This window comes from Alteromonas sp. B31-7 (assembly GCF_015767655.1).
Taxonomy (GTDB): Bacteria; Pseudomonadota; Gammaproteobacteria; order Enterobacterales; family Alteromonadaceae; genus Alteromonas; species Alteromonas australica.
This window is the reverse complement of record NZ_CP065233.1, coordinates 3218648-3243491: the sequence shown is the minus strand read 5'-3', so window position 1 is coordinate 3243491 and position 24844 is coordinate 3218648. Positions and strand designations below refer to the sequence as shown.

The following is a 24844-nucleotide window of genomic DNA, read 5'->3' as shown; positions in this document are numbered from 1 at the left end:
CAATACGTTATGCAAGCTTTTTACACGATTACTTACTGTAGTGTCTAGCTAAGTTTCTACCTAATTGCATCATGTGTACTTGATCTGGTCCATCTGCTAGTCGCAAAGTGCGTTGTCCTGCAAATTGATGTGCTAAGAAAGTATCTTGGCTTACTCCTACCGCGCCGTGTATTTGAATTGCTCTATCAAGGACATCAAGCGCTACATTTGGGGCTACAATTTTAATCATTGCAATAAGGTCTTTTGCCGCTTTATTTCCCACAGTATCCATTTTTTGTGCCGCTTTAAGCGTTAACAAACGTGCTTGTTCAATTTGACACGCCGATTTAGCGATATCTTCACGAACAGATTGTTGTTTTATCATCGATTGACCGAACACTACTCGGTTGCTTGCTCGTTGGCACATTAGCTCGAGTGCGCGTTGTGCAGCGCCAATTGATCGCATACAGTGATGAATACGTCCAGGACCTAATCGTCCTTGTGCGATTTCAAAGCCGCGACCTTCACCTGCGATGATATTATCAACGGGTACCCGCACATTATCAAAAATCACTTCTGCATGTCCTTCAGGGGAGTCGTCATAACCAAATACTTTCATTGGACGAGTGATGTTAACACCTGGTGTATTGATAGGAACGAGGATTTGCGATTGTTGTATGTGGCGGTTTTCATTGTCAGGGTCTGTTTTACCCATGACGATTAAAATTTTGCATTGTTCTCGACATGCGCCGCTAATATAGAATTTTTTGCCAGAGATAACGTACTCATCACCATCTCGAATAATTCGAGTTTCTATATTTGTTGCATCACTTGAAGCGACATCAGGCTCTGTCATGGCAAATGCCGATCTAATATCGCCGCTTAGTAGTGGCTCTAACCATTGTTGTTTTTGTTGTTCACTGCCGTATTTAGCTAATACTTCCATATTGCCCGTGTCAGGTGCACTGCAATTAAATACTTCCGGTGCCCAATATACTTTACCCATAATCTCAGCTAAAGGCGCGTACTCTAGATTTGTTAATCCTGGGCTATAGTCTCCGTAAGATAGAGGTAAGAATAAATTCCATAACTTTGCTTTTTTTGCTTTGGCTTTTAACTCTTCCATTATGGCTGGGGTTGTCCAAGGATTTTGCTCAACTTGTTGCTGATATAACGCCTCATTCGGGTAAACATGCTCATCCATAAAAGCAGTTAACGTTGCCATTAATTGTTTTACTTTATCGCTATATTCAAAATCCATGATTATTCCTGTAGTTATTTGTCTTTTAACTTATGTATATGGACATGCTATTTGTGCTACGTTAATTACACAAATGAATATTAGTTATCTGTTAGTTGACGTGGTCAACCAAAATTGACCAACCCAGTTAAGCTACTTTTTTCAATTTCTTCATGTCCGCCTCATATTGATTTGGACTTCTGTAATCTAGATACGAATGCAACCGTTCAGGATTATAAAATGTTGTGATGTATCGCAGCATATCCTGCTGTGCTTCATAACGAGTTTGGTATTGCTTCCAATGCACCAGTTCTTGCTTCAAGCTACCGAAGAAACTCTCAACAACACTATTATCCCAACAATCACCTTTTCGACTCATACTGCCAACAAATTGGTGTCCTTTAAGCAAGCGCCGATAGTCTGCACTCGCATATTGGCTGCCGCGATCTGAATGGACAACCAATCCGGCTTTTGGATTCCGCTGCCATATCGCCATCGTTAGCGCATCACATACTAATTTAGCTTTCATTCTTGAACCCATACTCCAGCCAACGACTTTCCTTGAGTAAAGATCAATAACAACGGCCAAATATAACCAGCCTTCTTGTGTCCAGATATAAGTAATATCCTGCACATAAGCTAGATTGGGTGCATCAACATCAAATTGTCTGTCGAGCACATTGTCAAATATTGGTAACGTGTGGTTGCTGTTTGTCGTGACCTTATATTTTTTCTTGTAGCGAACTTGCACGCCTGCTTCTTTCATCAGTCGGCGTGTAAGACGCCTACCAATAGGATAGCCCAAACAATTCAGTGCTTTTTGCATCCGTCGACTGCCATAACTATGCTCACTGGCTTTGGCAATCTTGTGCATCCATTCTACTATTTCTTTTCGCTTGTCATCATCCGTTGTAGGTTGATGTTGAGTTTTCATATATCTATAAAACCCATTGCGCTTTACGCCTAGTAACCGGCACAACCGATCAACAGGATAGGTATTCTTTCGCTCGGCGATAAACGCGTATTTCACTTCATTTCTTTGGCGAAGAATACAGATGCTTCCTTTAGGATGCGTTTGTCCATTTCAAGCTGTTTCACCTGTGCTTTCAGCTTTCTGATTTCTGCCTGCTCTGGCGTCAGTTTACCGTTTCCTCTGAACGCATGGCCGTCATCATCTTGTTGAAACTCTTTGACCCAGCGGCCAATGATTTGCTGACTCACATCCAACATTTTTGCGACTTCAGAGCGCGTGTGACCTTGGTCTAGCACCAGGCTCACAGCATCCAGTTTAAATTCTTTCGTATACCGCTTTCTTCCGGCCATTTACTTTCTCCAGCTAAAGTTCAATTATATCCTTAACTGGACTGGTCAACTCAATTAAACCACCTCAAGTATTCGAATTATGAATACAGTTAAGTAGATGGTAATAAAGTGGTTAGCTGATTGGTTAACTGGTAGGTGTCGGTTTAGTTATGTTAAAGGCGTGTGATGAAGATAGATCTTAATTTGTTTGTGGTCTTTGAGGCTATTTATTGTGAAGGCAACATAAGTAAAGCAGCGTCAGCATTAAATCTTTCACAACCTGCCGTAAGTCATTCATTAGCTAAACTAAGAGCGCATTTTGATGACAAGCTTTTTGTTAGGCAAGGAAATGCAATGCAGCCAACTGCATTAGCGAAAAATGTGATTGCTGATGTTCGAGAAGCGTTGCACCAACTTCAAGGGAGTTTGTATCAATCTAGGCAATTTGAGCCTTCTACGTCACGTAAGTATGTCTCAGTATCTATGCATAGTTCGTTAGAAGCGTCATATCTACCGTCTTTTACCAAAAGCATATTAACGCAATCACCAAATATTAACTTTACCAGTAAACGTGTAAAACGAAGTGAATTGGAAAATAAGTTAGCAAGTGGAGATATTGATATTGCCATCGATATTCTGCTACCCGTGAGTAATAACGTTATGCATGAGCAATTAAAAAAAGATCGCTTAGTTGTTGTAGCACGAGAGGAACACCCGATCTTTAAAGAGCCATTTACCCTAGAAGAATATCTTAAATATACGCATGTTCTTGTTTCTACAAGAGCATCAGGTCCTAGCTTAGAAGACTTTGAACTAGGGCGCTTAGGCATAAAACGTAAAGTCGGACTTAGGTGCCAACACTTGTTATCTGCGTGCCGAGTGATCATGGATAATGATATGTTACTCACTTTACCGGAAAAGTCTGCCAGGATGTATTGTGGTATCTTACCTATAGTGGTAAAACCAATGCCCGTTGAATTACCTCCGTTAGATGTACATATTTATTGGCATAGAAATGTCGATAAAGACCCGGCAAATTTGTGGCTAAGGGATAAGGTTACCAGTGCAGTTGAAACTGAATATAAATAACAGAGTAAATTGATACGCAAAAAAGGCTAACACCACGCTGTTAGCCTTTAACGAATACAAATGCTTTTATCAAACACTTTTATTTAGAGTGGCTTAGCAGCCAGTCATAAATATTTTGATCGTACTCATCGTATCGAGTATCAAATACGTACCCTTGCGCGCCACCTGCCATTCCGCTTAAATCAAATATACTGTGATGTAACTCGTGACCAGCGCCATCAATAAGTGAAAGCTTTGGTAAAACTGTTGGTTGGCAATTTTCAATAATACGGTGGTATCCAGCAGTACTAGTACCATGGGCTTACTACCTCGTCATTGTTACCGTGAAATAACCACATTGGTATTGTTTCAATACCACATAAATAGTTTGGGACTTGGCTACCGTATGGGTAACCACCAGAAACTGAAATAATTGCAGCAATTTTTTCAGGGTGCTTAACGGCGTAATCATAACTTGCTAAGCCTCCTTGACTCCAGCCGGTCATGTATACTTTGTCCTTATCTACATTGTATGTATGAAGCGCATAATCAACGAAAGCATTAAAGCGAAATACATTATCAATACCATCAACAAAGCCAAAATGGGGAGTTAATACGATAAAAGGTAAGTTTTCATCCCATTTGTTGTTTTTTATCATGGTAATTGGTCCGCCGTTATCCACTACGGCAGCAAGCGCTGCTTCAGGATCTGTCGTTGAACGGGGAGATGCATTAACACCATTACCGTGGTTAAAGATAATTAACGGGTATTTTTTATCTGGATCAATACCATAATCATTAGGAAGGTGCTCAATATAGCCAAAATTTGACTGAGTCGTTAATACTGGGCGTTGAGTAAGTGGGGTGGGTTTATCTTGGTAAACTCGAACCAAGCGGTTGACTTCAACGGCATCATTACTGTCGCTATCGGTTAATGTATATCGAACGATATAATCTCCAGAAGTATTAATATCGATACTATGATTGATATTAATTTGTGTGCTTATGTCGCCATCAACTTCATCAAACCCTTGCGCACCTAATTCAGTATAATCTTCGCCTCGTTGCAAGATAATGACGTTATTGCCATTTAACGTTATTTGTGGCTTTTCTTGTGACTGGCTTAGATCTGGTATTGGAATATTCCACCACATTTCATCAGGATGAATAGATTGTTGAGTGTCTGGTACTAATCCTTCTGCTGCGCCTTCTGTGTTGCACCCGCTAGCTAACAAAGTGCTTAATAGTGCTGTAAATAAACCTATGTTTCTTAAAATATTTTTTAATTCATTACGACTCTCTTGATGACTCATTTTTTAAACTTAATACGTGTGACGCGGGTTTAATTAATAGTAATTTGATATCAAATACTATGTATGAGTTTTTAACGGCAGGATATCTGTGGTGAATGGCGATTAGATATTTATTTTGACATACCTTTGTAAGTGAATGTGTTTGAACGATCCCTGAAAAGTAGCAATTAGTCATATAGAATCGGCCATTTATCACTTTAACGTGGCGGCTTTTTTTGAATTAGCTTTTAGTTTACGTACCGATAAAGATCAATGAGAGTGGGGTTCTAGGGATTTTCCCCTCTAAAGTAACATAGAATGCTACAGGCTTTGTATTATATAGCCTCCAGCTGTGGGTTACTTTCGTTTCCAAGCTTAATCATCCACGATTGGCTTCGTAATTTCACTAATATCAGGCAATTTTCCGGTATTGGTGAAGTTATACGTCCCGCTTAAGTTGATATTTTGCCACGCAACGGGCGAAACAGCACGAGTGATACCCGCTTTCTCTTCATCTCCTCTCGCTTCAAAGTGTCCCAGAAGATGACTCAGTATCGCGGAGTTGAAGTAGATGAGCGCATTGGCAAGCAATCTTGCGCATTCATTCCAGATAGCGATTTCAGACTCGTTTTTGCCACGGAACTGATCACCATTCACCGACGCAATGGCTCGTCTAAGGAAGTGCCATGCTTCTCCCCGGTTCAGGGCACGTTGCACATACTGCCGCAAACTGGCATCGTCGATGTAGTCAAGTAAATATTGCGCTTTAACCAGTCGATTATACTCCGTCAGAGCCTGTAATATTGGGTGTCCAGAAGGGTAACCAGACAGCTTTCTCACCAGCATTGCTTGTGTCGTCCGCTTTGTCTGAAGTGACAGAACAATACGCCTGATATCTTGCCATCCCGTTGTAATAACATTCGTTCTGATAGGCTTCTTTAGCGCCAGTATGGTGTTACATTGTTCATTTTCAGTCACCTCAAACAGATCGTTGATGACGCTGTTAAATTGCGCGTATCGCGGTGCAAAGCTGTAGCCGCATAGATCCAATAAAGCGAAGTTGACGTGATTGACACCGTGTGTATCTGTCGAGAGTACGTCAGGTTTGATATCGCTGCTGTTGGATTGCAACAGATCATAGATATAGTGTGATTCATGCTCGTTGGAGCCGATTATCCGTGCATTCAGCGCGCTGTGATTGGCGACCAGGGTCATGGCCGTGATCCCTTTATTGGTACCGAAGTACTTCGAGGAATACCGGGTTTTAAACGTTTCCAGATGCGTTTCGAATTTCTGACCATCCGCACTGGCATGCAGCTGGTCCTCCTGAATATGGTAGTGGCGGAAGATGGGTAGCGCTGCACCGCATTATTGATCACGTCGCTGGCGTCATGCAGCGTTTCAGGCCGGATATAGTTGGCCTGCACCGTACTCAGGTGTTCATAGCTTCGATCGGAGATCTGCGCCATGCCATACACACCACGGTGAGTGGCGTTGGCAATCAGAATGGCCAGTAAATCATCCTGATGAGTGAACCCTTGTTTTTGTATCGGAAGTACATGAGTCAGACATTTCATGAACCCGGTTTCGCGCTCTACATACCGCAGTACATCCGCGATACCGACTGGCTGCATTCGCTTAAAGAAGGGATTGTTGACCAGAGATGTAGCGCCTTTTGTTGGCAGGTGCCAGCGGGTGCCCGAGCGATTTTTCATGATTACATTGCGATTATCTCCCTCATCAATATGGCACGCCACGTCTTTGAGCGCGCTTTCCAGTCGATGTTGTTTCTCCTGTAACAATGCGTCAACAGGTTGTTTTAGTCTGTCCAGCGTTGATGACTCCAGCAGTGCATCCTGCGATGTTTGGGGGATCAGGTCGTCTTCCAGTGCCCGGTATTTGGTGACATTTGACAGATAAATACGTCCGTTCAGTCGTGAAGTTAACTGCCGGTAGAGCAGCCATTCATAACGTTGCGGATTAACGTTATCCTGTTTCACCAGCCATGGGAGGTGCTTTTTGGGGATAAGCGACGTATCCATTGTCATCAGTGATTCACCGGATACAATTTCCGTTTGCATCTTTTGAAGTTGGGCGACGACGGCTTCTGAGCCTTTACCGGCCTCACATTCAAGGCACAGGAACACTGGTCTTAACAACTGTTCCAGAAGGTTTCGTTGTTCGTCATAATATTGCCACTGGTACTCTTCCACGGTCCGTTTCTGTTTTTTCAGGTAAAGGCAGAGGGTCTGGATATCCCTGTCATTCATGACCTTCAATGCCTGTTGTCTGACTACTGAGAAGGGCTGATTGTCATCAATATTCTCGTCAACAAACAGGTGAAGTAGCTCTGCCGCTTTCGTGACATTGTCCGCAGCTGACTGCCAGGACAGGAACACTGCTTGTTGTGCAAAGGCGTTGGCGGCTTCCTGTTGTTTTCGGATATGGTAAACAAACCCATCCGTCAGGCGCTCCAGTGCAAGTTGCATGCGCTCTGTCAGATGACACAGTAACCACAGGTGCTGCTGTGAGCGTTTGAAGCGCCGCACTTTACTGCCGTAGTAATCAATAAGGCCGCTGAAGTGTTGTCGATTTTTTAGCGACAGATTGAGCCTGTCCACAACGTCATTTATTTGCGTGTGCCATGGTGCTAACCGGTGGTAAATGGCGAGCTCTTTTTTAAGCTCAGGCACGGTCAGACTTTTGGCACCACCCCTGAGATGGCTCAGACTCAGCCCGTCGTCTTTAGTAGTGATTATGTTGTCCAGAAAGACGTTAAGTTCATTACTGGTAAGTTGATTCAGTTGGAGCGTCAGGTCTTTTCTGACCTGTTGCATTGTGCGGCTTATCAGTCTTTGAAGCACGGAGTACTTAGGAATGGCAATGTTATGGCTGGCAAGGTATTCAATGGGCGCATCAAAGAGGTGTCGAGGCTCCAGCCAGGTATGACCAATGTAAACCAGGTGGTGGCACAGAGCATTGAGGTGCTGTTTTTCATTCCACTTAATGTAATTAAGTAGACGCAGTATCCTTGAGTAAATACGGTCACGCTGCATTTTACTGACACTGAAAGGCCTGATCCCTTTACCTCTTTGAATTTGGGAGGCAATAAACTGCATGTCGATACTGATATCACGGAAACTCGGAGCAATGATCACTGGCTTAGATTTAAAATAGCCCAGAAGCGCCACGAAATAACAACGATGTTTAGTAAGCCTGATAGTACGGCATTCGGCCTGTTCTACATCGTTTAGCGAAAAATACAAACGTTGTTCCTCAATAGAAAACTGAGGTGCTGAATACAAGTCTCGTTGTTCTGCCTGAGTCAGAATCGAGAGTTCATTACTAATTGCCATGATGAATAAACGCCAATATGATTGATGGTGTTTATATAAGATGGCAGAATATTGGAAGGTAACCCACCGCCACAGACCATATAATATAATACCTGTAGCGTTCTATGTTACTTTAGAGGGGAAAATCCCTAGAACCCCAACTTGCTGGTCGCCGTCACCCCGAACACGGTTATCGCGCTTGCCTGGGTTTACTTAACCTGACAAAGAAGTATGGCCAGGAAAGGCTCGAAGCCGCCTGTCGTCGCGCACATTATATTAACGCTATTACGTACAAAAACATTGCCTCAATTCTCAGCAAAGGTTTAGACAACCTGCCCATGGAAGATGGCGATGCAGACAAGCAGATTTCCCTTCCCCTCAGTCACGATAATGTTCGCGGTGCCAAGTACTATCACTAATTACGCAAAGGAAAAACGAATGATTAATAACTCAAGTTTCGGGGTTCAAAAACAGCAAAAAATACAGCTTAAGTTACTGAATAATATAAATAAAAATAGCCTTTTCGTGGTATAATGTTAGTTAACTAGACAAAACAAAACACCCACCCAAGGCTATGTATGAATTCTGACACAACCTCTTCTGTTTTGCCATCGCTCACCGCTGAGTATTTAAGCCGCCACGATGTTCAAGTGGATAATCTGTTTAGCAAAGCATGGCAGCGCATCGGTTTTAATCGACTGCTGAAACAAGCGCGGTTTTCAAAGCGTTCAGGATCACCCGTCAGTGATGTAGTGTACCTTTTACTGCTTTGGGTCTGGCTTAACGATGTTTTCAAAGGAGTCGTTACAAAGCTTCTCGATCACTAAGAAGGATGCCCTTTATGATCTTCTTAATCGGGAAGATCTGGATTGGCGCAAGTTGCACCTTCAAACAGCGAAGACCGTCATCAGTTTGACTGACCACAGCGCCATACGCGCCTATGTTGTTGATGATTCTGTTAAAACACGGCGCGGTAAAACCATGCCAGGCATCTCTAGCCACTTTGATCACCTCAATGGTCGTTGTGTGATGGGGCAGCAAATCCTGACCCTAGGGCTGGCGACTGAAAAGCAATTTATCCCTTTAGATAGCGAACTCTATATCAGTCGAGTTAAATCACAACCTCTGACCAAAGCCTTTGCCGATGGTCGCAGTATCGCCGCAAAACGTTATCGTGATGCGCAGTCAATGACTAAACCGGAGATGGTCCATGGCATGATTAAGCGAGCCGATCGGTCCGGCATTCATGCACAGTATTTTTTAGCCGATTCATGGTTTGCCAGTAAGTCCATGCTGGCCTTTATGGAAGCGCAATCGTTAGTCTCCATTGTCCGTATGAAGAAAAATAAAATGAGTTACCGCGTGGCCGGTAGTGACAAGGTTCTCTCAACAGCGGCTGAGCTATACCAACATCACATCAAAGGCCAATGGCAGAAGGTTAAGGGCAGGCCATACCAGTCTAAGGCGATCACCGTTGAGTTAAACTTAGCACAAACCCTCGATGCACCTGATCACTGGATCAAGGTCAAGCTGCTGTTTGTACGTGGCGTTAACGAAGAAAAACAGCGTGCTGGAAAGCATGATTGGGCCTTGTTTTTATCCACCGACACTCACCTCAGTGATGAGAGAATACTCGAAATCTATGCATTACGCTGGGGAATCGAAGTGTACTTTAAGGAAGCGAAACAAAAGCTTGGGTTCCTTAAAGAGCAGAGTACACATTACAGTGCTTATATCGCCTCCATCCATTTAACGGCTCTGCGATTCTGCTTGCTGCTATTGACTCAACACGAGGAAGGTGCCGCTCGACTGAGTTATAGTCGTAACGACATGATCAACAGTCTGTGCACCTTAGATTTTGCCAGCCGACTCTGGGTTATCTTTAGAGCGCTGATATCGGGAGCGCTTGATGAGCTCAGCAAGCTATATGGAGTCAGCGTCGCCCAAGAGATCATGAACCAAATAGACAAAACGGTTCAGGAGTTCTTTATGCAAGTCATGCAAATGGATACCTTCACGCTGAGGCTAGAAGCCAAATCTATTGGTGATGAGTACTGATTTTAAGCTAAACTGAACTCCGAAACTTGAGTTATTACTCTCGGTGATGTAAAAGCCATTTTTTTCTATGCAAGCTTGTTTCCTGCATTTGTCGATCTGACGACTATCGCCACGTCAGACATTGCAACGATTATTGTGTTGACTGTCGTTGCAGTCGGTGGTGTTAAACTGGGTTATGCGTATTTCGCCAGCAGGATTCTGTCCTGGACTAAGGGCAGAGCACCAGGCGTTGTTAAAAAGACCGCTGGCGGTTTTATGGTTGGTGCAGGCACATACCTTATGGTAAAAGCCTAATGAATTGAAAATCCCACGTTGGAGGTTGTAGATGGAAGATGATTTTGAAGTTGAAATGAGTGCTTTAAGCCAGGAGCTGACGGCTGAGGGTAAAACTGTTCAGGTCGATATTTACCGTGGCGACACGGGAGGCTGGATTCTTGAAGTGATTGATGAATCGGGTGTTTCGACAGTCTGGGAAGATGAGTTCGATACAGAGGAAGCCGCACTGGATGAAGTTAAGGCGACCATCAGAGATGAAGGAATTGATTCTTTAATTGGTATGGATGTGTAAATGACGCTGGGTTAATCATACCGGGTTCCGTGGTGCGGATGGGGCTGGCATAGGAAACAGCCTGTTAACAGAGAACTCCTCCAGACAAAAGCTGAAGACCTGTTGGGAGCCCATTGCTTTAAAGGTTACCTGTTCCTGGGTTAGTTCACAAAACCAGTTTTCTCTGGATTGCGGCGCCTGGTCAGTGAAGGCGATGGGGGTAAAGAGGGCTGCGCACAGCTCATCACGAGCTGAACGGGCCGATAGATATTCAAAGGCTTCTACTCCAGCTTCTCTCATGTTGGTGCCTAATGCTTGAGTCAGGGAGTACTCAGTGCGGTGGCGCAATGCTGCCGTGAATGCACTAAAGGGTGGCTGTTGAAGCTGGATACCTTTATCGGTCTTATAACCCACTGTGAACAGCGTATGCTCGGTGTTCAATTTTGCCGCAGGTGCCGTTCCTTCCATTGAGCGGAGAAACACAAAGCGGTAGAAGGCGGATTCTGCCAGGGTTACTTCAAGTGATTTTCCGCCGTAGAACAGGCTAGGTTCATGGATACGGCCAAATCGAGATCCCCAGTGTAAGGGAGGATAACGAAAAGGTGTTTTGAGCAGGTAGTGCAGGGTGTTTGGGTAGGTATCAGGATAGTCGGGTTTTGAGGTTTCAAGTAACTCTTCAAGCACCGCCTGTTCTTCGAGTGTGTCCACATAGCCTAGTGTGGCGACTTGTTCCTGATTTTCCACCAGGCGGTATAACAACCCCTCAATGGGTCTGATGCAGGCTTCGCCGTTACAGTCAGCCCAGATTATGGTTACACCTTGCCTCGTATCGCATCCAGGCAGGTCACCACACGCATAAGTCCCTGAACAGTTTGTACCTGTATAGCAGGAACACCGCCAGTAAGCTTGTTCTGTGAGCGCATGAAATGTTTGATCCAGGCCTGGTCACCCCCGGTGAGTGCAAATAGTGCCCGGGCGGCTCTGATCAACAGCAGGGCCAGTTCACCTTGTTTACTGTCGGGACTCAGGTCCAGGTTTTGCTTTAAGCGTGTTATCGCGGTTCTATGCACACCAATCACCTTGCCCAGCTCATCTTGCTTGAGTGTCAGCTGTTTGGATGCATTAAGTAGTGCTTTTGACAGGACAACAGCTGGGTCTGGTCGTTGCTTTAGTTGTGCAGTCATCTTGCTTTTCACTCCAGGATCTAACTTTTGATCTTTATTTTAGATGCAAATAAAGCAAAATGGTAATCAGTTTTACTAAATGAAACATTTCATCTCTGCCACAGCCTCCAGCACTGCTTCACAACAGCGTCAACATGCCTGTTGATTTCCTCACCAGGTTGTCTGGGTGGGAGTTGATGCAAGGCACGCACTATGTCCAGTCCTGCAAGCATGCTCAAAAACAACTCGGCGGCATGCTCAGTATCAGTACACTCTATACGTCCTGCCTCTTGTTGTATTTTTAACCAGCCGCTCAAGGTGTCTAAGGCGTTTTGAACACTGTTGTTGTACATGCTGTGCAGTAGATCCCGGTCTACTTCGTGCAGGCTGCCCAGCAAACGCAGAAAATTGAGGTGTTCATGGCTGAGTACGAAATGTGCCAGGTTTAGTGCAAAGTCATGCAGTGCTTGCCGAGGTGTTTGGCCCTGCTCAGGTTCGATAACCAGGTGTTGAAGCAAGCTATCGCACTGGCGATGAATGATGGCCTCGATCAGTGTGTTTTTTTCGTTAAAGCGGTTATAGACCGTTACTTTTGAAACGCCCGCTTTACGTGCGACCGCTTCTATCGAGAATTTAGCTGGGCCCTGGGTGAACAGAAGTTCTGTGGCGGCATCCAGAATAGCGACTTCTTTGCTGGGATCGACAGGTCGTCCCGATCGTGACTTACAAGGCACTTTTTTATCCATTTTAATTAGTGTACGATTGCGTTCATTAATCATAGTTATTTTTGAGTCGATTACCATGCATAGACCCTTATTCTTTATGGCTATTGTGCTGTTAATGCTGGGCTGTAGTCCAGATAATGGTGCATCCAATGCACCTCAGTCTGCGGCTCCCTGGGTTCGAACTCTGGTAGTGAGTAATGCCTCTTCTGCTTTTCTGAAGCTATCCGGCACAGTAAAAGGGCGCTATGAAACACCCGTTGCCTTTCAGGTTTCGGGCCGTATTCTGGAGCGCTATGTTGATGCGGGTCAGCGGGTCGAAGCGGGGCAGTTGCTGTTCCAGTTGGACCCGCGTGATTTGTTAGCCTCGGTGCGAGTGGCTGAAGCTGACATGAAAACGACTGAAGCGGCATTGGCAATTGCACGCAGCGAGTTGAATCGTCAACAAACACTGGTAGACGGCCAGTTTGTCAGCCGCCAAACCCTGGAGCGTTATGAGCTGACACTGCGTGAAGCCATCAGTCGTCATCAGGCGGCTAATGCTGTGTTGGAGCAGGCACGTAATGCTGTGGATTATGCTGAACTGCGTGCTGAAAAAGCGGGCATACTGAATGCCGTGACAGCTGAGCCAGGACAGGTGGTCATCATGGGGCAGGCTCTGGCTACTCTGATTGACGATAGCTCACTTGAAGCGGAGGTATATCTGCCTGAAGGTGAGGATGCTCCAGCGTCTGGTAGCCTGTTGATTGATGGTGAATCATTAGCGATTACTTTGCGGGAGATGGCAGCCTCGGCTGATCCTGACAGTCGCAGTTGGCGGGCACGTTATCGTATTGAGTCGCGCTCTGATGCCTTAAGTCTGGGCAGTGTGGTACAGGTCAGGCTTGACCAGCCACTGCAGGAGACAACCTTTAGTGTGCCCCTGGGCGCACTGGATGAACGCAGTCAAGGCGCTCAGGTCTGGCAAGTAGTTGAGGGGCAGGTGCAGCCTGTGCCTGTGGAGGTGCTGGAGCTGAGCCAGGAATATGCCCGTATTCGCGCTTCCCTGACGCAGGGTAGTCGCATTGTTGCGCTGGGCACGCATTTATTAACGCCGGGCATGCAGGTCAGGGAGCAGGCGCGATGAATTTTCCCAATTTGTCAGCCCTGGCAGTGCGTGAACGCTCGGTAACCCTGTTTTTTCTTCTCCTGTCTGTCTTTGCCGGTGTCTATGCGTTTTCATCTTTGGGGCGTGCCGAAGACCCATCCTTCACTGTACGGGTGATGGTGGTGTCGGCTATCTGGCCCGGTGCCACACCGACCGAGTTACAGGATCAGGTTGTTGACCGTCTGGAGAAACGCATTCAGGAAGTGGAGTACCTGTATAAAATTGAAACCACGATACGTCCGGGTCGGGCCGATTTACAGATAGAGTTCGAGGACTTTTCACCCAGTGAAAGGGTGCCTGATCTGTTTTATCAGGTACGTAAGCGCATGCTGGATGAAGCCGGAAGTCTGCCTGCGGGGGTCATAGGTCCGATCGTTAATGATGATTTTTCAGATGTGTATTTCTCGCTGATTTCACTGACGGCACCGGGTATGCCGATGCACAGCCTCACCCGTGAAGCGGAATCTGTCCGTGATCGTTTACAGCGTGTGCCTGGCCTGCAAAAAGCGCTGTTACTGGGCGAGCGCAGTGAGCGGGTGTTTATCGACTTTGATATGAACCGCCTGAATAACCTGGGGTTGTCAGCAGAGCAGATTTTTGCCGCGATTGAAGCCAGTAATCGTATGATGCCAGCTGGCTTTGTTGACCTGGACGGGCCACGCGCCTACCTGCGTGTGGATGCTGATCTGGCGGACCTTGATCAACTGGCTGCTTTGCCGATACGTGTGGGAGACCATCTGTTAAAGCTGTCTGATCTGGCAGATATACGGCGAGGTTACGAAGATCCTCCCTCCTATATGATCAGGGCGGATGGTGAAGCGGCCATATTGTTGGGGGTGGTGATGCAGGCCGGTCAGAACGGCCTGGAGTTTGGTGAGCGTCTGACGGCCTTTATTGATGCTGAACAGGCCGCGTTACCCCTGGGTATGTCTTTGCATATGCTGACCAATCAGACCGAAGCGATCAGTCAGGCCGTTGATCTGTTTCAGATCAAGTTTCTGGTGGCGGTGCTGGTCGTTATGGCTGTCAGCATACTGGCGATTGGCTTTCGTGCGGGTCTGGTGGTAGGTATTGCCATCCCCGTTACCATCGGCCTGACCTTCCTGTTGATGAAAATTACCGGGATCAATCTGGATCGTATCACTCTGGGTGCCTTGATTATCGCCCTGGGGTTACTGGTGGATGATGCCATCATCGCCATTGAAATGATGATCGTTAAAATGGAAGAGGGCTGGGAGCGGGTGCGCGCGGCCAGTCATGCCTGGAGTGTGACGGCCGCCCCTATGCTGTTTGGTACGCTGGTGACGGTAGCGGGTTTTGTCCCGATCGGCTTTGCCCAGTCAGGTGTGGGTGAATATGCCGGCAATATCTTTTGGGTGATGGCCTTTGCACTGCTGGTTTCCTGGCTGGTGGCTGTGACTTTTACGCCTTATCTGGGAGTGAAGCTGCTGCCATCCTATACTCAGCATCAGGCTGGAGATATCTATCAAACACGTTTTTACCAGTATCTGCGAGGCGTGGTAAACACCTGTGTGCGTTATCGTAAAACGGTCGTGCTGTCGACACTGATGTTGTTGATACTCAGCGGTGTGGGTATGGCAACGCTGGTACAAAAGCAGTTTTTTCCAGGTTCAGACCGTCCAGAGGTATTGATCGATATTAACCTGCCGCAGGGCAGTGCAATCGGCACGACAGAAGCCACGGTAAAACGCCTCGAAGCCATATTGGAAACGCTGCCCGAAGTGAAAAGCCTGTCATCCTATATCGGTGCGGGTGCGCCTCGATTCTTTATTTCGGCTAACCCTGAACAGCCTGATCCGGCCTTTGCCAAGATCATTGCCATAGGCCATGATGCCGGTGCTCGTGATCGTATTATGGCGGAGATGAATCGTCACCTGGAGGCAGGTGAGTTTCCTGAAGCACGGGTACGCGTTACCCGTTTGCTATTTGGACCGCCGGTTATCTGGCCTGTCAGCTTTCGCGTGCTGGGCCCGGATACTGAAGTCTTGCGTTCCATCGCTCACGAGGTGCGTAATCTGATGGCGGCGCATCCCAATACCGTGATGCCGCACCTGGAATGGGATGAGCGTACACCCGCCTACTATCTGGATATGGACCCTGACCGTCTGCGGTTAATGGGACTGACGCCGACCGAGGTTGCGCAGCAACTGGCGTTTCAACTCAATGGTTTTAATGTCACCGATGTGCGTCAGGATGTTCGCAGCGTACAGGTGATCGCGCGCAGTGCACGCGAAGGGGGGCTGTTACCCGAGGCGCTAGAGCTTAAGACAGCGGATGGGCGCAAGGTGGCGCTCAGTCAGTTGGGCGAGTTGAGTATCCGCTATGAAGATCCGGTGATAAAACGCTATAACCGTGAACCCTTTCTGGCTGTACATGCCGATGTACAAGGAGCCCAGCCACCTGACGTGACCCATGCGATCTGGGCTGACATGCAGTCGCTGCTTGCTGAATTACCACCGGGCTATCGTATCGATATAGGTGGATCGGTTGAACAGTCTGGCAAAGCGGATAGCTCCATCCAGAAGCTGCAACCGCTTATGCTGGCGCTTATGCTGATTTTCATCATGCTGCAGATGCGCTCATTTACCGGCACGTTTGTGGTGATTGCGACGGCTCCACTCGGGTTGGTAGGAGCGGTGGCAGCACTGCTGTTGTTTAACCAGCCGTTTGGTTTTACCGCGCTGCTGGGGTTGATCGGTTTAAGTGGTATTTTAATGCGCAACACCATGATACTGGCGCAACAGGTGCAGGATAACTTCGATTCTGGTATGCAGGCGGGTGCCGCTGTGGTTGAGGCGGCGGTGCAGCGTTCCCGTCCGGTGGTACTAACCGCTCTGGCGGCGGTGCTGGCTTTTATTCCGCTGGCTCTGGATCTGTTCTGGGGACCCTTGGCCTATGTGCTGATTGGCGGTGTCGCTGTGGGTACGCTGATTACCTTGCTATTTGTGCCAGCGCTCTATGCATGGTTGTTCAAAGTGAAAGTCAGTGACTATTGAGTCGTTCACTATCTGCAGAGTTGATAGCCTGTAAAGAGTGGATTGCCAGCCTGGCGGGTACAGCAGTTCGGCTGCTGTACTTGCTCACTCCTTCCGAAATACCACCGATAGATTGTTAGCTGGCATGGGAACTACCGCTTGTCGTATCAGCCCTTGCTCTTTTGCCAGATGAGTGACCTCATCCAGATGGCGGATACCCCAGAGCGGGTTACGTTGGCGGAGTGATGCATCAAATGCCAGGTTGCTCTCGGCAGGGCTGACATCGGCCTGCCAGAAAGGGCCATAGAGGAAGAGGACGCCATCGTTACTGAGCAGATTTTGGGCTAATTTCATAAGCCCCTCGGCGGCTTGCCAGGGCGCAATATGGATCATGTTGATCGCCAGCAGGGTGTTGTAGTCACCCTGAGGCATTTCTGTGGGAGCGGTTACATCCAGGAGTCGGGCTGGAAACAGCTTTGGATGGTGGTCACTCTGTCGCCTGGCTTCGATGCTGCTTAAGGCTGTCGGATCTATATCGGTGGGTTGCCAGTGAACGACCTGTGAGAGATTTGAGGACAGATACACCGCGTGCTCGCCCGTTCCTGAAGCTATTTCCAGTACCCTGGCCGGATCGGGAAGGTATGTCTGCAAGACATTGAAGATCGGCTCTCTGTTGCGCCGTGTAGCGGGTGCATGGGCAAGCGAGTTTGATGGTTTCATCGCAGATAGGTCTCCCTGCAAAGCAAAAGGCTCTGTATCAGGGACATTAATCTACCGGAAGAAAAGGCCAGGGTCACGTTTCATTAACCTGTGGTGTTAATTCCCATAGCAAAAATTTACTGTATTTATCCCTTATGGATATATGGGAATAGGTGGCTGGTATACAATGTCTTTTTAAAGGTTTGAATTCGGCTATAAGGCTATTTTACACATGACATCACTTTCAGATGATGCAAACAACACGTTTGAAATCTTTCCCTGGAACCCGCAACTTGAGACGGGTATTGCGATTATTGATGATCAGCATCGTAATTTGGTGATCCTGCTGAACAAGCTGGGTCAGCAGTATGTGCAGGGTGTTTCCAAACAGGCTATTGAGCAAATTCTGAAAGAGTTGTCCGATTACGCTGACTACCATTTCCAAACTGAGGAAGCTATCTCCTGAATCAGTGACGAGTATTGCTTAAGATTACAGATCGGAGCAGTCACTGTTTTATCGCTCTTTAACAATCGATTTTATTCGTACTGATGTGCGCTTGCATTGCAGGCTACTGATTTTTGCCTATTAAAGGATTTTTCTCTGGTTAAAATTCAAACAATTTTGACCGATTTGGCATGCTGAGGCCTGGCTACTAGCCATGCAAGGAATGTTTGGTATATCGAGTATGTCAGGTAATGTGATACACGCGATTGAATGCGCTAAAGCCTGGACAATGAGAGCCAAACTTAAGTGTCAGCTGTCTACCGCTCTTCACGAGTCGGCAGGCCAGATACATCAACTCTTGCATAACGGTTTTCAATCGGCGACGTTTCGCTGAGTGCCGCACAGGTGAGTCAGATTGCATTAAGCCGCGTAAACCGATCCAGCGTAAGATGTTATAAGCCATGACGGCAAAGCCCATGACCAGATCGTTGGTCGCGAACTTCCCAGATGGCAGGCGCTCTAGATCCAAGTCAGTCTTGAACTCGCTATGGAACTGTTCACACAGCGCATGCCCTTTGTAGAGTTTAATCACCGTGGCGTCATCTGCCACATCTGAAGACAATGAGGTCAACCAGCCATCTAAGCTGATTTCAGGCTCCAAGAACAACTGACCTTTGGCATCAGAGTGTCTCACCGTAACTTTGACCACTCGACGCGTATTGGCCGCATCATCCAGCTGTTGAGAGAACACGGCTTCCATTTTACCGGGTCGTGGATGATGCCACTTCGCATGTGCACAGGCTTCATCGTACCATTGCCAGACATCCTGCTTTCGTGGGTTCCATTTAATCAGGAAGTCGACGTTTTGGTTGTTCAGAAAAACACGGTTTTCAAGCGCATCATGTGCACTATCCAGTCGGATCAGTAATGACTGATCGGTCAGCTGACGTGCTCTTGGAATCACGCGTTGAAGTACATTGATAAACTCAGCATTAGCATGCTGGCTGCCAGGGCGTAACTCACAACCTAAGCACCACCCTTGCTGACCCAAATAGGCAGCAATCGGCGCATAGCCATCATGCCCTTTGTAAGTGTAGGAAACACCTTCCTTTTTAGTGTCACTGTTATCCATGGGGAACACGTCCATATCCAAGGGAATATGCCCTGTTGAGAGCTCTGTTAGTGGAATGGATGCATTCTGTAAAAACTCAACACTGGCCGAACTTAACAGTGGTAGTAAATTAACGACATCTTCATCAAAGCGCTGACGTAATCGCGCGGATGAGGGTGATTGTTTGATACCCATGGCGGCCTTGAAGTAGGGATCATGTCTGGCTTGTTCGACGGCTTCAAAGTCACTTTTGCCCAAGCAAACGAGTCCTACATACGTACGAATAAGATCGATATTAGCGATACCATGGCGTTTAGCGACATCACGAGAAGTCTTATGAAGTGATGTCATTTGGTTGATGCAATGACCAATGAGAGCAAGACCACCATGAGGTGTGATCACTTCGGTTTTAGACTGAACAAGCTTGAACTTACGCATGGTAGTAACATCACTGATTGGGTGAATGGACAGTGATGACTATTTTAACGTTGGAAGCCTTGCTATTGCAGGGTTTTGAACACATTTATTGAATCTGAAGTCACGGATTCAGGTACAAGTTAAGATAAACTAATGCCTGAGTCAGTGTGTTAATGGTAATAAAAAAAATAAATATATGAATTTAATACTCAAGTTTCGGGGTTCAAAAACAGCAGAAATTATAGCTTAAGTTACTGAATAGTATAAATAAAAATAGCCTTTTCGTGGTATAATGTTAGTTGTCTAGACATAACAAATACAACTCAAAGGCTACACATGAATTCTGACACAAGCTCTTCTGTTTTGCCATCACTCACCGCTGAGTATTTAAGCCGCCACGATGTTCAAGTGGATAATCTGTTTAGCAAAGCATGGCAGCGCATCGGTTTTAATCGACTGCTGAAACAAGCGCGGTTTTCAAAGCGTTCAGGATCACCCGTCAGTGATGTAGTGTACCTTTTACTGCTTTGGGTCTGGCTCAAAGCAGACTCAATTGCGATGTTTTCAAGGGAGTCGTTACAAAGCTTCTCGATCACTAAGAGGGATGCCCTTTATGATCTTCTTAATCGGGAGGATCTGGATTGGCGCAAGTTGCACCTTCAAACAGCGAAGACCGTCATCAGTATGACTGACCACAGCACCATACGCGCCTATGTTGTTGATGATTCAGTTAAAACACGGCGCGGTAAAACCATGCCAGGCATCTCCAGCCACTTTGATCACCTCAACGGTCGTTGTGTGATGGGGCAGCAAATCCTGACCCTAGGACTGGCGACTGAAAAGCAATTTATCCCTTTAGATAGCGAGCTTTATATCAGTCGAGTGAAAGCACAACCACTCACCAAAGCATTTGCGGATGGTCGTAGTATCGTAGCAAAACGCTATCGTGATGCGCAGTCAATGAGTAAGCCGGAGATGATCCACCGCATGATTAAGCGAGCCGCGCGGTCCGACATTCATGCGCAATATTTTTTAGCTGATTCATGGTTTGCCAGTAAGTCCATACTGGCCTTTATGGACGCGCAATCGTTAGTCTCCATTGTCCGCATGAAGAAAAATAAGACGCGCTATCGCACTATGGATAACACCTCGGCTCTAGCAACAGCGGCTGAGCTTTACCAACACCACATCAAAGGCCAATGGCAGAAGATTAAGGGTAGACCATACCAGTCTAAGGCGATCACCGTTGAGTTGAATCTAGCAAAAAGCATCAAAGAGCCTGATCACTGGATCAAGGTCAAGCTGTTGTTTGTTCGTGGTGTCAACGAAGAAAAACAGCGCGCTGGAAAGCATGATTGGGCCTTGTTTTTATCCACCGACACTCACCTCAGTGATGAGAGAATACTCGAAATCTATGCGTTGCGCTGGGGCATCGAAGTGTACTTTAAGGAAGCGAAACAAAAGCTTGGGTTCCTCAAAGAGCAAAGTACACATTACAGTGCTTATATCGCGTCCATCCATTTAACGGCGCTGCGATTCTGCTTGCTGCTACTGACTCAACACGAGGAAGGTGCCGCTAGACTGAGTGATAGTCGTAACGACATGATCAACAGTCTGTGCACCTTAGATTTTGCTAGCCGACTCTGGGTTATCTTTAGAGCACTGATATCGGGAGCGCTTGATGAGCTCAGCAAGCTATACGGAGTCAGCGCCGCACAAGAGATCATGAACCAAATAGACAAAACGGTTCAGGAGTTCTTTATGCAAGTCATGCAAATGGATACCTTCACGCTGAGGCTAGAAGCCAAATCTATTGGTGATGAGTGCTGATTTTAGGCTAAACTGAACTCCGAAACTTGAGTTAATAAAACACGCACTCAGCTAAACAGTTTGCGATTAACCGGTATGGCTGAGGCTCTGTCTCAGCAGTGTGATCAACCCAATACCTATGAGGAGCTGAGCTTTCTCGAACGACTCGCACTCTTGGTTAATCATGAAATCACAACCCGAGATAACCGTAAAATTGCACGCCTGTTACAACAAGCCAAACTCCGAATCAATGCCCAACCATCAGACATTGATTACCAAACCAAGCGTGGTTTAAACAAAAGCACCGTCGCACAGCTATTGCAGTTTGACTGGGTTAAGCAGCATCGAAATATTCTGATTGAAGGGCCAACAGGCACAGGCAAAACATTCCTGGCCTGCGCCATGGGGCAAACTGCTTGTGAACAAGGAATCTCCGTGCGCTACTACCGGGCCAGCAGACTACTTGAAATGCTCACGATCGCACACGGTGACGGTAGCTTTGGTAAAGTGCTTTTACAGTTGCGGAAAACTGAAATCCTGATCATAGATGACTGGGGATTGGACGCCCTAAAGCGGCAGCAAAGAATGGACTTAATGGAAGTGATTGAAGACCGGCACGGAATCGGATCGACAATCATTACTAGCCAACTTCCAACCAATCATTGGCATGAAACTATTGGCGATCCAACACTTGCTGACGCCATCTTAGATAGGCTTTTACACAACGCCTATAAAATTAGTTTGAAAGGAGAATCCATGCGTAAAAAACAAGCGAATCTTGACCAACTGTGAACACTTAAGGTAAAAGTGCCGCATCTGCAAGAATAAGGGGTGGAAGTGTTCACGCTAAGCAAAAATCAGCGTTCATAGTTATAAAAATACGCACTCGTCTTCAGCAGGCAAATGGTAAGTATCAATAAGGTGGCCTTGAAGCCAAATATATTGAGGCATCCAAAACGAGTACTGTCGTATAAGAGCCAATACTTCTTTTAACGGTTTGTTTGCATGAGGCTCGGCAATACGAAAGTACATGAATGAGCAATAATCTCGAAAATACTCATGAAGCTCTGAATCCGATAGCGTTTCTTTTAGCGGCCTGTTTTGTTCGTCGTCCTCATCAGGGGAATTGGCATAAATTTCAAATAGCTGCTTTTCAGTGAGCATCTCCAATAAGTGGTCAATTAAAACCCCATCACTGGTATCGACGTCCATACCATCTTTGACATCAAAAGCCATGACACATCCAGAAGATAACGCCACTTCTGATGGTTTCAGTAAGTCATTAGCTTGTACAACCTGATGCCAATGATTAAAACCAGCAGATACTGCAATTTCATCGAGTGCTTCAGTGTGTGTAATGGATTTTTCACGTTTAAGCTTTCGTGCTTTTTGCTTTAAACGTTCAACCGAGGCAGAGGAAATGATTTTAGTAATTTGCATTGAGTTTCTCCTATTAGCGAATACGGTGCCCACTGCCGAGGTCGCAGAAAAAACCTAAGCAAAAAATAAATTTGATATGCATGTCGTCCCGTCCGGGTTTGCTAAAGTGGGCAGCTGGTCTCGACACGACCAATATCCCCATCATATCAACCGCATCAAAAAGATCAATTGTTAGTATTGTCTGATTAGAACCCTCAAAACCTTCAAGAATTCGGCATCTAGCTGACCACTGAAGCTGCCAATCCCGAGGCATCCTTCACTTCTCAATTCAAACAACGAGGAGTGACTATGGAACCTGTAAATATTCCATCCTATATCGATGACCCGCCGCACTTCCTGCTTTGGAGTGCCGATGAGATGGCTCCCATTCTGTTGGGGCTAGTGATCGGCATTTTTACCGGTAATGCCTTGGTTTTATGCCTGTTGGGGTTGGTAACAACCAAGCTCTATCGGCGTTTTCGTGATGGCCGCCCAGATGGTTTTATTCTTCACGCCATCTACTGGGCGGACTGTTGCCAACCAAAGCCAAGACGATCCCTAACCCATTTATCAGGAGCTATCTGCCGTGAAGTTCGACGTGTTTTTAAAATCATGGCAAGGCACGCAATTAGAGAACCGATGGCAACGGTTCCTGATTGCAGTGCTGGTGCTATCTAACTTGCTGCTTGCGGTAGCGGCATTTTCTCGCAATACCGTGGTAGCCATTCAACCGCCAACCTTGTCTGAAACGGCTGAAGTGTCACGAAACCAGGCTACTCAGCCTTACTTGGAATCCTGGGGGCTCTACCTGGCTGAGCTTATGGGCAACGTGACGCCGGGTAATGTGTCTTTTATCCGGGTTGCTATTGAGCCGCTACTTTCTCCAGCGGTGTACCAGCAAGTGGTCGATGCACTGGAGATTCAGGCAAGACAAATCCGGGAAGACCGAGTCACGCTCAAATTCCAACCCAGACAAGTGGAGTATGAGTATGAAACCGGCCATGTCTTTGTGACCGGTTATTCCTTGGTCTCTGGACCATCTGGAGATGAACAGCGCCAAACTCGCACCTATGAGTTTGACATCGATATTGAGCAATACCGTCCAAAGCTCAGTTGGATGGATACGTATGAGGGGCAAGCTAGAACGAAGCGAGTTCGTGAAAAGTTGACCCAAGAGCAAAACCGGAGGGTGAATGATGCGAACCAAAATTAGTCGATGGATGATACCAAGCTTAATCGCAATGAGCTTGAGTGGCGTCCTGTTATCTCAAGCTTCTTATGCAGACGTGGAATTGCCGATTGTACCAGCCAGTGTGATGAAGCAGTCTGCTACTGCAAATCCACCGGTTCAAAGCAATTCGGTTGCAGCGGATACGCCAACAATGCTACTGATGACACCGGGGGTTAATGAACTGATCCCTGTAGCACTTGGTCATCTGAATCGGATTGTGACGCCGTTTGAATCGCCTCAGGTGAGAACAACCAGTGATGCTCAGACGCAAATCAAGGGGAATGTTGTATATGTAGCCACGGACAAAGAATCACCGGTTTCACTTTACATCACTCCGCCTGGTCAGGAAGCTCCCGCATTATCTGTCACCTTAGTACCTCGTCGTATTCCACCGCGTGAAATCACCTTAGCTATTGATGGTCAGCAGTGGCCTATTAAGGGCGTCGTGAACCGAAAAGCCGCCACTTGGGAAACGGCTCAGCCATACGTCGATAGCTTACGTGATTTACTCAGACGCCTTGCACTAAATGAGTTACCACAAGGCTATGACATCCGTTTAGCTGGCCAAACTGACACAAGCCCGAAATGTTTTCAGCCTGGCTTAAAGTTTGGTTTTAAACAGGGGCAAATTGTGACGGGACATTACTTCACCGTCTATGTAGGACTGGTTGAAAGCTTTGCCGATGAGCCGATAGAAGCCAGTGAGATAGCCTGCAATGCACCAGGTATAGTGGCAAGCGCCTACTGGCCTCGCAATATCTTGTTGCCGGGCGAAAAGACTGAGTTGTATGTGGTTGTTCGCAATCATCGTGAAGAAGCGGTGGAAAGTCAGCGACCTTCGCTTCTTGTAGGAGGTGAATAACG

20 protein-coding genes and 3 pseudogenes are annotated in these 24844 nt (G+C 46.7%); 13 read left to right on the top strand and 10 right to left on the bottom strand.

Annotated elements, in window-relative coordinates; genetic code table 11:
• Positions 1-28: 28 nt before the first annotated feature.
• Positions 29-1240, bottom strand: a complete 1212-nt coding sequence (locus tag IUA53_RS14055) for an acyl-CoA dehydrogenase family protein (RefSeq protein ID WP_071978692.1) — start codon at positions 1238-1240, stop codon at positions 29-31.
• Positions 1241-1367: 127 nt separating this feature from the next.
• Positions 1368-2542, bottom strand: a protein-coding gene (locus IUA53_RS14050; RefSeq protein WP_085929716.1) for an IS3 family transposase whose coding sequence is annotated in 2 segments (ribosomal slippage) — positions 1368-2272 and positions 2272-2542 — 1176 coding nt in all. Because the reading frame shifts where the segments join, the coding sequence is not laid out codon by codon here.
• A gap of 165 nt (positions 2543-2707) precedes the next feature.
• Between IUA53_RS14050 and IUA53_RS14045 the strand changes: the two genes are divergently transcribed.
• Complete coding sequence (locus IUA53_RS14045) at positions 2708-3610, top strand: LysR family transcriptional regulator (protein ID WP_196897290.1); 903 nt, start codon at positions 2708-2710, stop codon at positions 3608-3610.
• A 287-nt stretch (positions 3611-3897) separates the two neighbouring features.
• On the opposite strand, the gene IUA53_RS14040 is transcribed toward IUA53_RS14045, so the two are convergent.
• Positions 3898-4902 (bottom strand): alpha/beta fold hydrolase, encoded by a 1005-nt coding sequence (locus IUA53_RS14040; RefSeq protein ID WP_196897289.1) that lies wholly within the window; start codon positions 4900-4902, stop codon positions 3898-3900.
• Between the two features lie 354 nt (positions 4903-5256).
• A pseudogene (locus IUA53_RS14035) lies at positions 5257-8237 on the bottom strand (Tn3 family transposase).
• 140 nt (positions 8238-8377) lie between these two features.
• On the opposite strand from IUA53_RS14035, the pseudogene IUA53_RS20315 reads away from it, so the two are divergent.
• The 4 genes and pseudogenes from IUA53_RS20315 to IUA53_RS14020 form a co-directional block, all read left to right on the top strand.
• Positions 8378-8635 (top strand): annotated as a pseudogene (locus IUA53_RS20315) (IS21 family transposase); the annotation flags it as partial.
• A gap of 159 nt (positions 8636-8794) precedes the next feature.
• Positions 8795-9043, top strand: coding sequence for a hypothetical protein (locus IUA53_RS14030; RefSeq protein WP_001083547.1), 249 nt, complete (start codon positions 8795-8797; stop codon positions 9041-9043).
• Positions 9003-10274, top strand: a complete 1272-nt coding sequence (locus tag IUA53_RS14025; protein WP_196897288.1) for an IS4 family transposase — start codon at positions 9003-9005, stop codon at positions 10272-10274. Before IUA53_RS14030 ends, IUA53_RS14025 begins: the two co-directional genes overlap by 41 nt.
• A gap of 325 nt (positions 10275-10599) precedes the next feature.
• Positions 10600-10842 (top strand): hypothetical protein, encoded by a 243-nt coding sequence (locus IUA53_RS14020; RefSeq protein ID WP_013785947.1) that lies wholly within the window; start codon positions 10600-10602, stop codon positions 10840-10842.
• Between the two features lie 15 nt (positions 10843-10857).
• Here the strand turns inward: IUA53_RS14020 and IUA53_RS14015 are convergent, their stop codons facing one another.
• The 3 genes from IUA53_RS14015 to IUA53_RS14005 form a co-directional block, all read right to left on the bottom strand.
• Positions 10858-11565: an RES family NAD+ phosphorylase gene (locus IUA53_RS14015; RefSeq protein WP_013785948.1), complete on the bottom strand. Its 708-nt coding sequence runs from the start codon at positions 11563-11565 to the stop codon at positions 10858-10860.
• A gap of 68 nt (positions 11566-11633) precedes the next feature.
• Positions 11634-12005, bottom strand: a complete 372-nt coding sequence (locus IUA53_RS14010; RefSeq protein WP_013785949.1) for an MbcA/ParS/Xre antitoxin family protein — start codon at positions 12003-12005, stop codon at positions 11634-11636.
• Positions 12006-12094: 89 nt separating this feature from the next.
• On the bottom strand, positions 12095-12763 hold the full coding sequence (locus IUA53_RS14005; protein ID WP_196897287.1) for a TetR/AcrR family transcriptional regulator: 669 nt from the start codon (positions 12761-12763) through the stop codon (positions 12095-12097).
• On the opposite strand from IUA53_RS14005, the gene IUA53_RS14000 reads away from it, so the two are divergent.
• Both IUA53_RS14000 and IUA53_RS13995 read left to right on the top strand, forming a co-directional pair.
• Positions 12747-13832, top strand: a complete 1086-nt coding sequence (locus tag IUA53_RS14000; protein ID WP_196897286.1) for an efflux RND transporter periplasmic adaptor subunit — start codon at positions 12747-12749, stop codon at positions 13830-13832. The two genes, IUA53_RS14005 and IUA53_RS14000, sit on opposite strands and share 17 nt — an antisense overlap.
• On the top strand, positions 13829-16870 hold the full coding sequence (locus IUA53_RS13995) for an efflux RND transporter permease subunit (RefSeq protein WP_024024121.1): 3042 nt from the start codon (positions 13829-13831) through the stop codon (positions 16868-16870). Before IUA53_RS14000 ends, IUA53_RS13995 begins: the two co-directional genes overlap by 4 nt.
• Before the next feature lie 84 nt (positions 16871-16954).
• Here IUA53_RS13995 and IUA53_RS13990 read toward each other — a convergent pair whose 3' ends face one another.
• Complete coding sequence (locus tag IUA53_RS13990) at positions 16955-17569, bottom strand: DUF938 domain-containing protein (RefSeq protein ID WP_013785953.1); 615 nt, start codon at positions 17567-17569, stop codon at positions 16955-16957.
• Between the two features lie 211 nt (positions 17570-17780).
• Here IUA53_RS13990 and IUA53_RS13985 point away from each other — a divergent pair, with 211 nt between their 5' ends.
• On the top strand, positions 17781-18014 hold the full coding sequence (locus tag IUA53_RS13985; RefSeq protein ID WP_013785954.1) for a bacteriohemerythrin: 234 nt from the start codon (positions 17781-17783) through the stop codon (positions 18012-18014).
• 223 nt (positions 18015-18237) lie between these two features.
• Here IUA53_RS13985 and IUA53_RS13980 read toward each other — a convergent pair whose 3' ends face one another.
• Positions 18238-19542 carry an IS1380 family transposase gene (locus IUA53_RS13980; RefSeq protein WP_024024122.1) on the bottom strand — a complete coding sequence of 435 codons (1305 nt, stop codon included), beginning with the start codon at positions 19540-19542 and terminating at the stop codon, positions 18238-18240.
• Positions 19543-19857: 315 nt separating this feature from the next.
• On the opposite strand from IUA53_RS13980, the gene IUA53_RS13975 reads away from it, so the two are divergent.
• Both IUA53_RS13975 and istB read left to right on the top strand, forming a co-directional pair.
• Entirely contained in the window at positions 19858-21351 is a 1494-nt protein-coding gene (locus tag IUA53_RS13975; protein WP_013785955.1) for an IS4 family transposase, read from the top strand.
• Between the two features lie 39 nt (positions 21352-21390).
• A pseudogene (istB, locus tag IUA53_RS13970) lies at positions 21391-22122 on the top strand (IS21-like element helper ATPase IstB); the annotation flags it as partial.
• Between the two features lie 78 nt (positions 22123-22200).
• Here istB and IUA53_RS13965 read toward each other — a convergent pair.
• The gene (locus IUA53_RS13965) at positions 22201-22770 is read right to left on the bottom strand and encodes a plasmid-related protein (RefSeq protein ID WP_196897285.1); all 570 of its coding nucleotides are present in this window, start codon (positions 22768-22770) and stop codon (positions 22201-22203) included.
• Positions 22771-23058: 288 nt separating this feature from the next.
• On the opposite strand from IUA53_RS13965, the gene traL reads away from it, so the two are divergent.
• Genes traL through IUA53_RS13950 form a run of 3 tightly spaced genes read left to right on the top strand, consistent with a single transcriptional unit; the run spans position 23059 to position 24842 of the window.
• Positions 23059-23427: a type IV conjugative transfer system protein TraL gene (gene traL / locus IUA53_RS13960; RefSeq protein ID WP_231401161.1), complete on the top strand. Its 369-nt coding sequence runs from the start codon at positions 23059-23061 to the stop codon at positions 23425-23427.
• On the top strand, positions 23348-23962 hold the full coding sequence (locus tag IUA53_RS13955) for a TraE/TraK family type IV conjugative transfer system protein (protein WP_001922895.1): 615 nt from the start codon (positions 23348-23350) through the stop codon (positions 23960-23962). The genes traL and IUA53_RS13955 overlap by 80 nt, the downstream gene beginning before the upstream one ends.
• Positions 23946-24842, top strand: a complete 897-nt coding sequence (locus IUA53_RS13950) for a TraK domain-containing protein (protein WP_020743644.1) — start codon at positions 23946-23948, stop codon at positions 24840-24842. Before IUA53_RS13955 ends, IUA53_RS13950 begins: the two co-directional genes overlap by 17 nt.
• The last annotated feature ends 2 nt before the right edge of the window (positions 24843-24844 follow it).

What these genes read in the sequence shown, in the direction of transcription:
- IUA53_RS14040 (WP_196897289.1), bottom strand. Translation starts at nt 4,902, where the DNA reads ATGAGTCATCAAGAGAGTCGTAATGAATTAAAAAATATTTTAAGAAAC.
- IUA53_RS13950 (WP_020743644.1), top strand. Translation starts at nt 23,946, where the DNA reads ATGCGAACCAAAATTAGTCGATGGATGATACCAAGCTTAATCGCAATG.
- IUA53_RS14025 (WP_196897288.1), top strand. Translation starts at nt 9,003, where the DNA reads ATGTTTTCAAAGGAGTCGTTACAAAGCTTCTCGATCACTAAGAAGGAT.
- IUA53_RS13990 (WP_013785953.1), bottom strand. Translation starts at nt 17,569, where the DNA reads ATGAAACCATCAAACTCGCTTGCCCATGCACCCGCTACACGGCGCAAC.
- IUA53_RS14045 (WP_196897290.1), top strand. Translation starts at nt 2,708, where the DNA reads ATGAAGATAGATCTTAATTTGTTTGTGGTCTTTGAGGCTATTTATTGT.
- IUA53_RS14030 (WP_001083547.1), top strand. Translation starts at nt 8,795, where the DNA reads ATGAATTCTGACACAACCTCTTCTGTTTTGCCATCGCTCACCGCTGAG.
- IUA53_RS13980 (WP_024024122.1), bottom strand. Translation starts at nt 19,542, where the DNA reads ATGCGTAAGTTCAAGCTTGTTCAGTCTAAAACCGAAGTGATCACACCT.
- IUA53_RS14055 (WP_071978692.1), bottom strand. Translation starts at nt 1,240, where the DNA reads ATGGATTTTGAATATAGCGATAAAGTAAAACAATTAATGGCAACGTTA.
- IUA53_RS13975 (WP_013785955.1), top strand. Translation starts at nt 19,858, where the DNA reads ATGAATTCTGACACAAGCTCTTCTGTTTTGCCATCACTCACCGCTGAG.
- IUA53_RS14005 (WP_196897287.1), bottom strand. Translation starts at nt 12,763, where the DNA reads ATGATTAATGAACGCAATCGTACACTAATTAAAATGGATAAAAAAGTG.
- IUA53_RS13995 (WP_024024121.1), top strand. Translation starts at nt 13,829, where the DNA reads ATGAATTTTCCCAATTTGTCAGCCCTGGCAGTGCGTGAACGCTCGGTA.
- IUA53_RS14010 (WP_013785949.1), bottom strand. Translation starts at nt 12,005, where the DNA reads ATGACTGCACAACTAAAGCAACGACCAGACCCAGCTGTTGTCCTGTCA.
- IUA53_RS13965 (WP_196897285.1), bottom strand. Translation starts at nt 22,770, where the DNA reads ATGCAAATTACTAAAATCATTTCCTCTGCCTCGGTTGAACGTTTAAAG.
- IUA53_RS13985 (WP_013785954.1), top strand. Translation starts at nt 17,781, where the DNA reads ATGACATCACTTTCAGATGATGCAAACAACACGTTTGAAATCTTTCCC.
- traL (WP_231401161.1), top strand. Translation starts at nt 23,059, where the DNA reads ATGGAACCTGTAAATATTCCATCCTATATCGATGACCCGCCGCACTTC.
- IUA53_RS14020 (WP_013785947.1), top strand. Translation starts at nt 10,600, where the DNA reads ATGGAAGATGATTTTGAAGTTGAAATGAGTGCTTTAAGCCAGGAGCTG.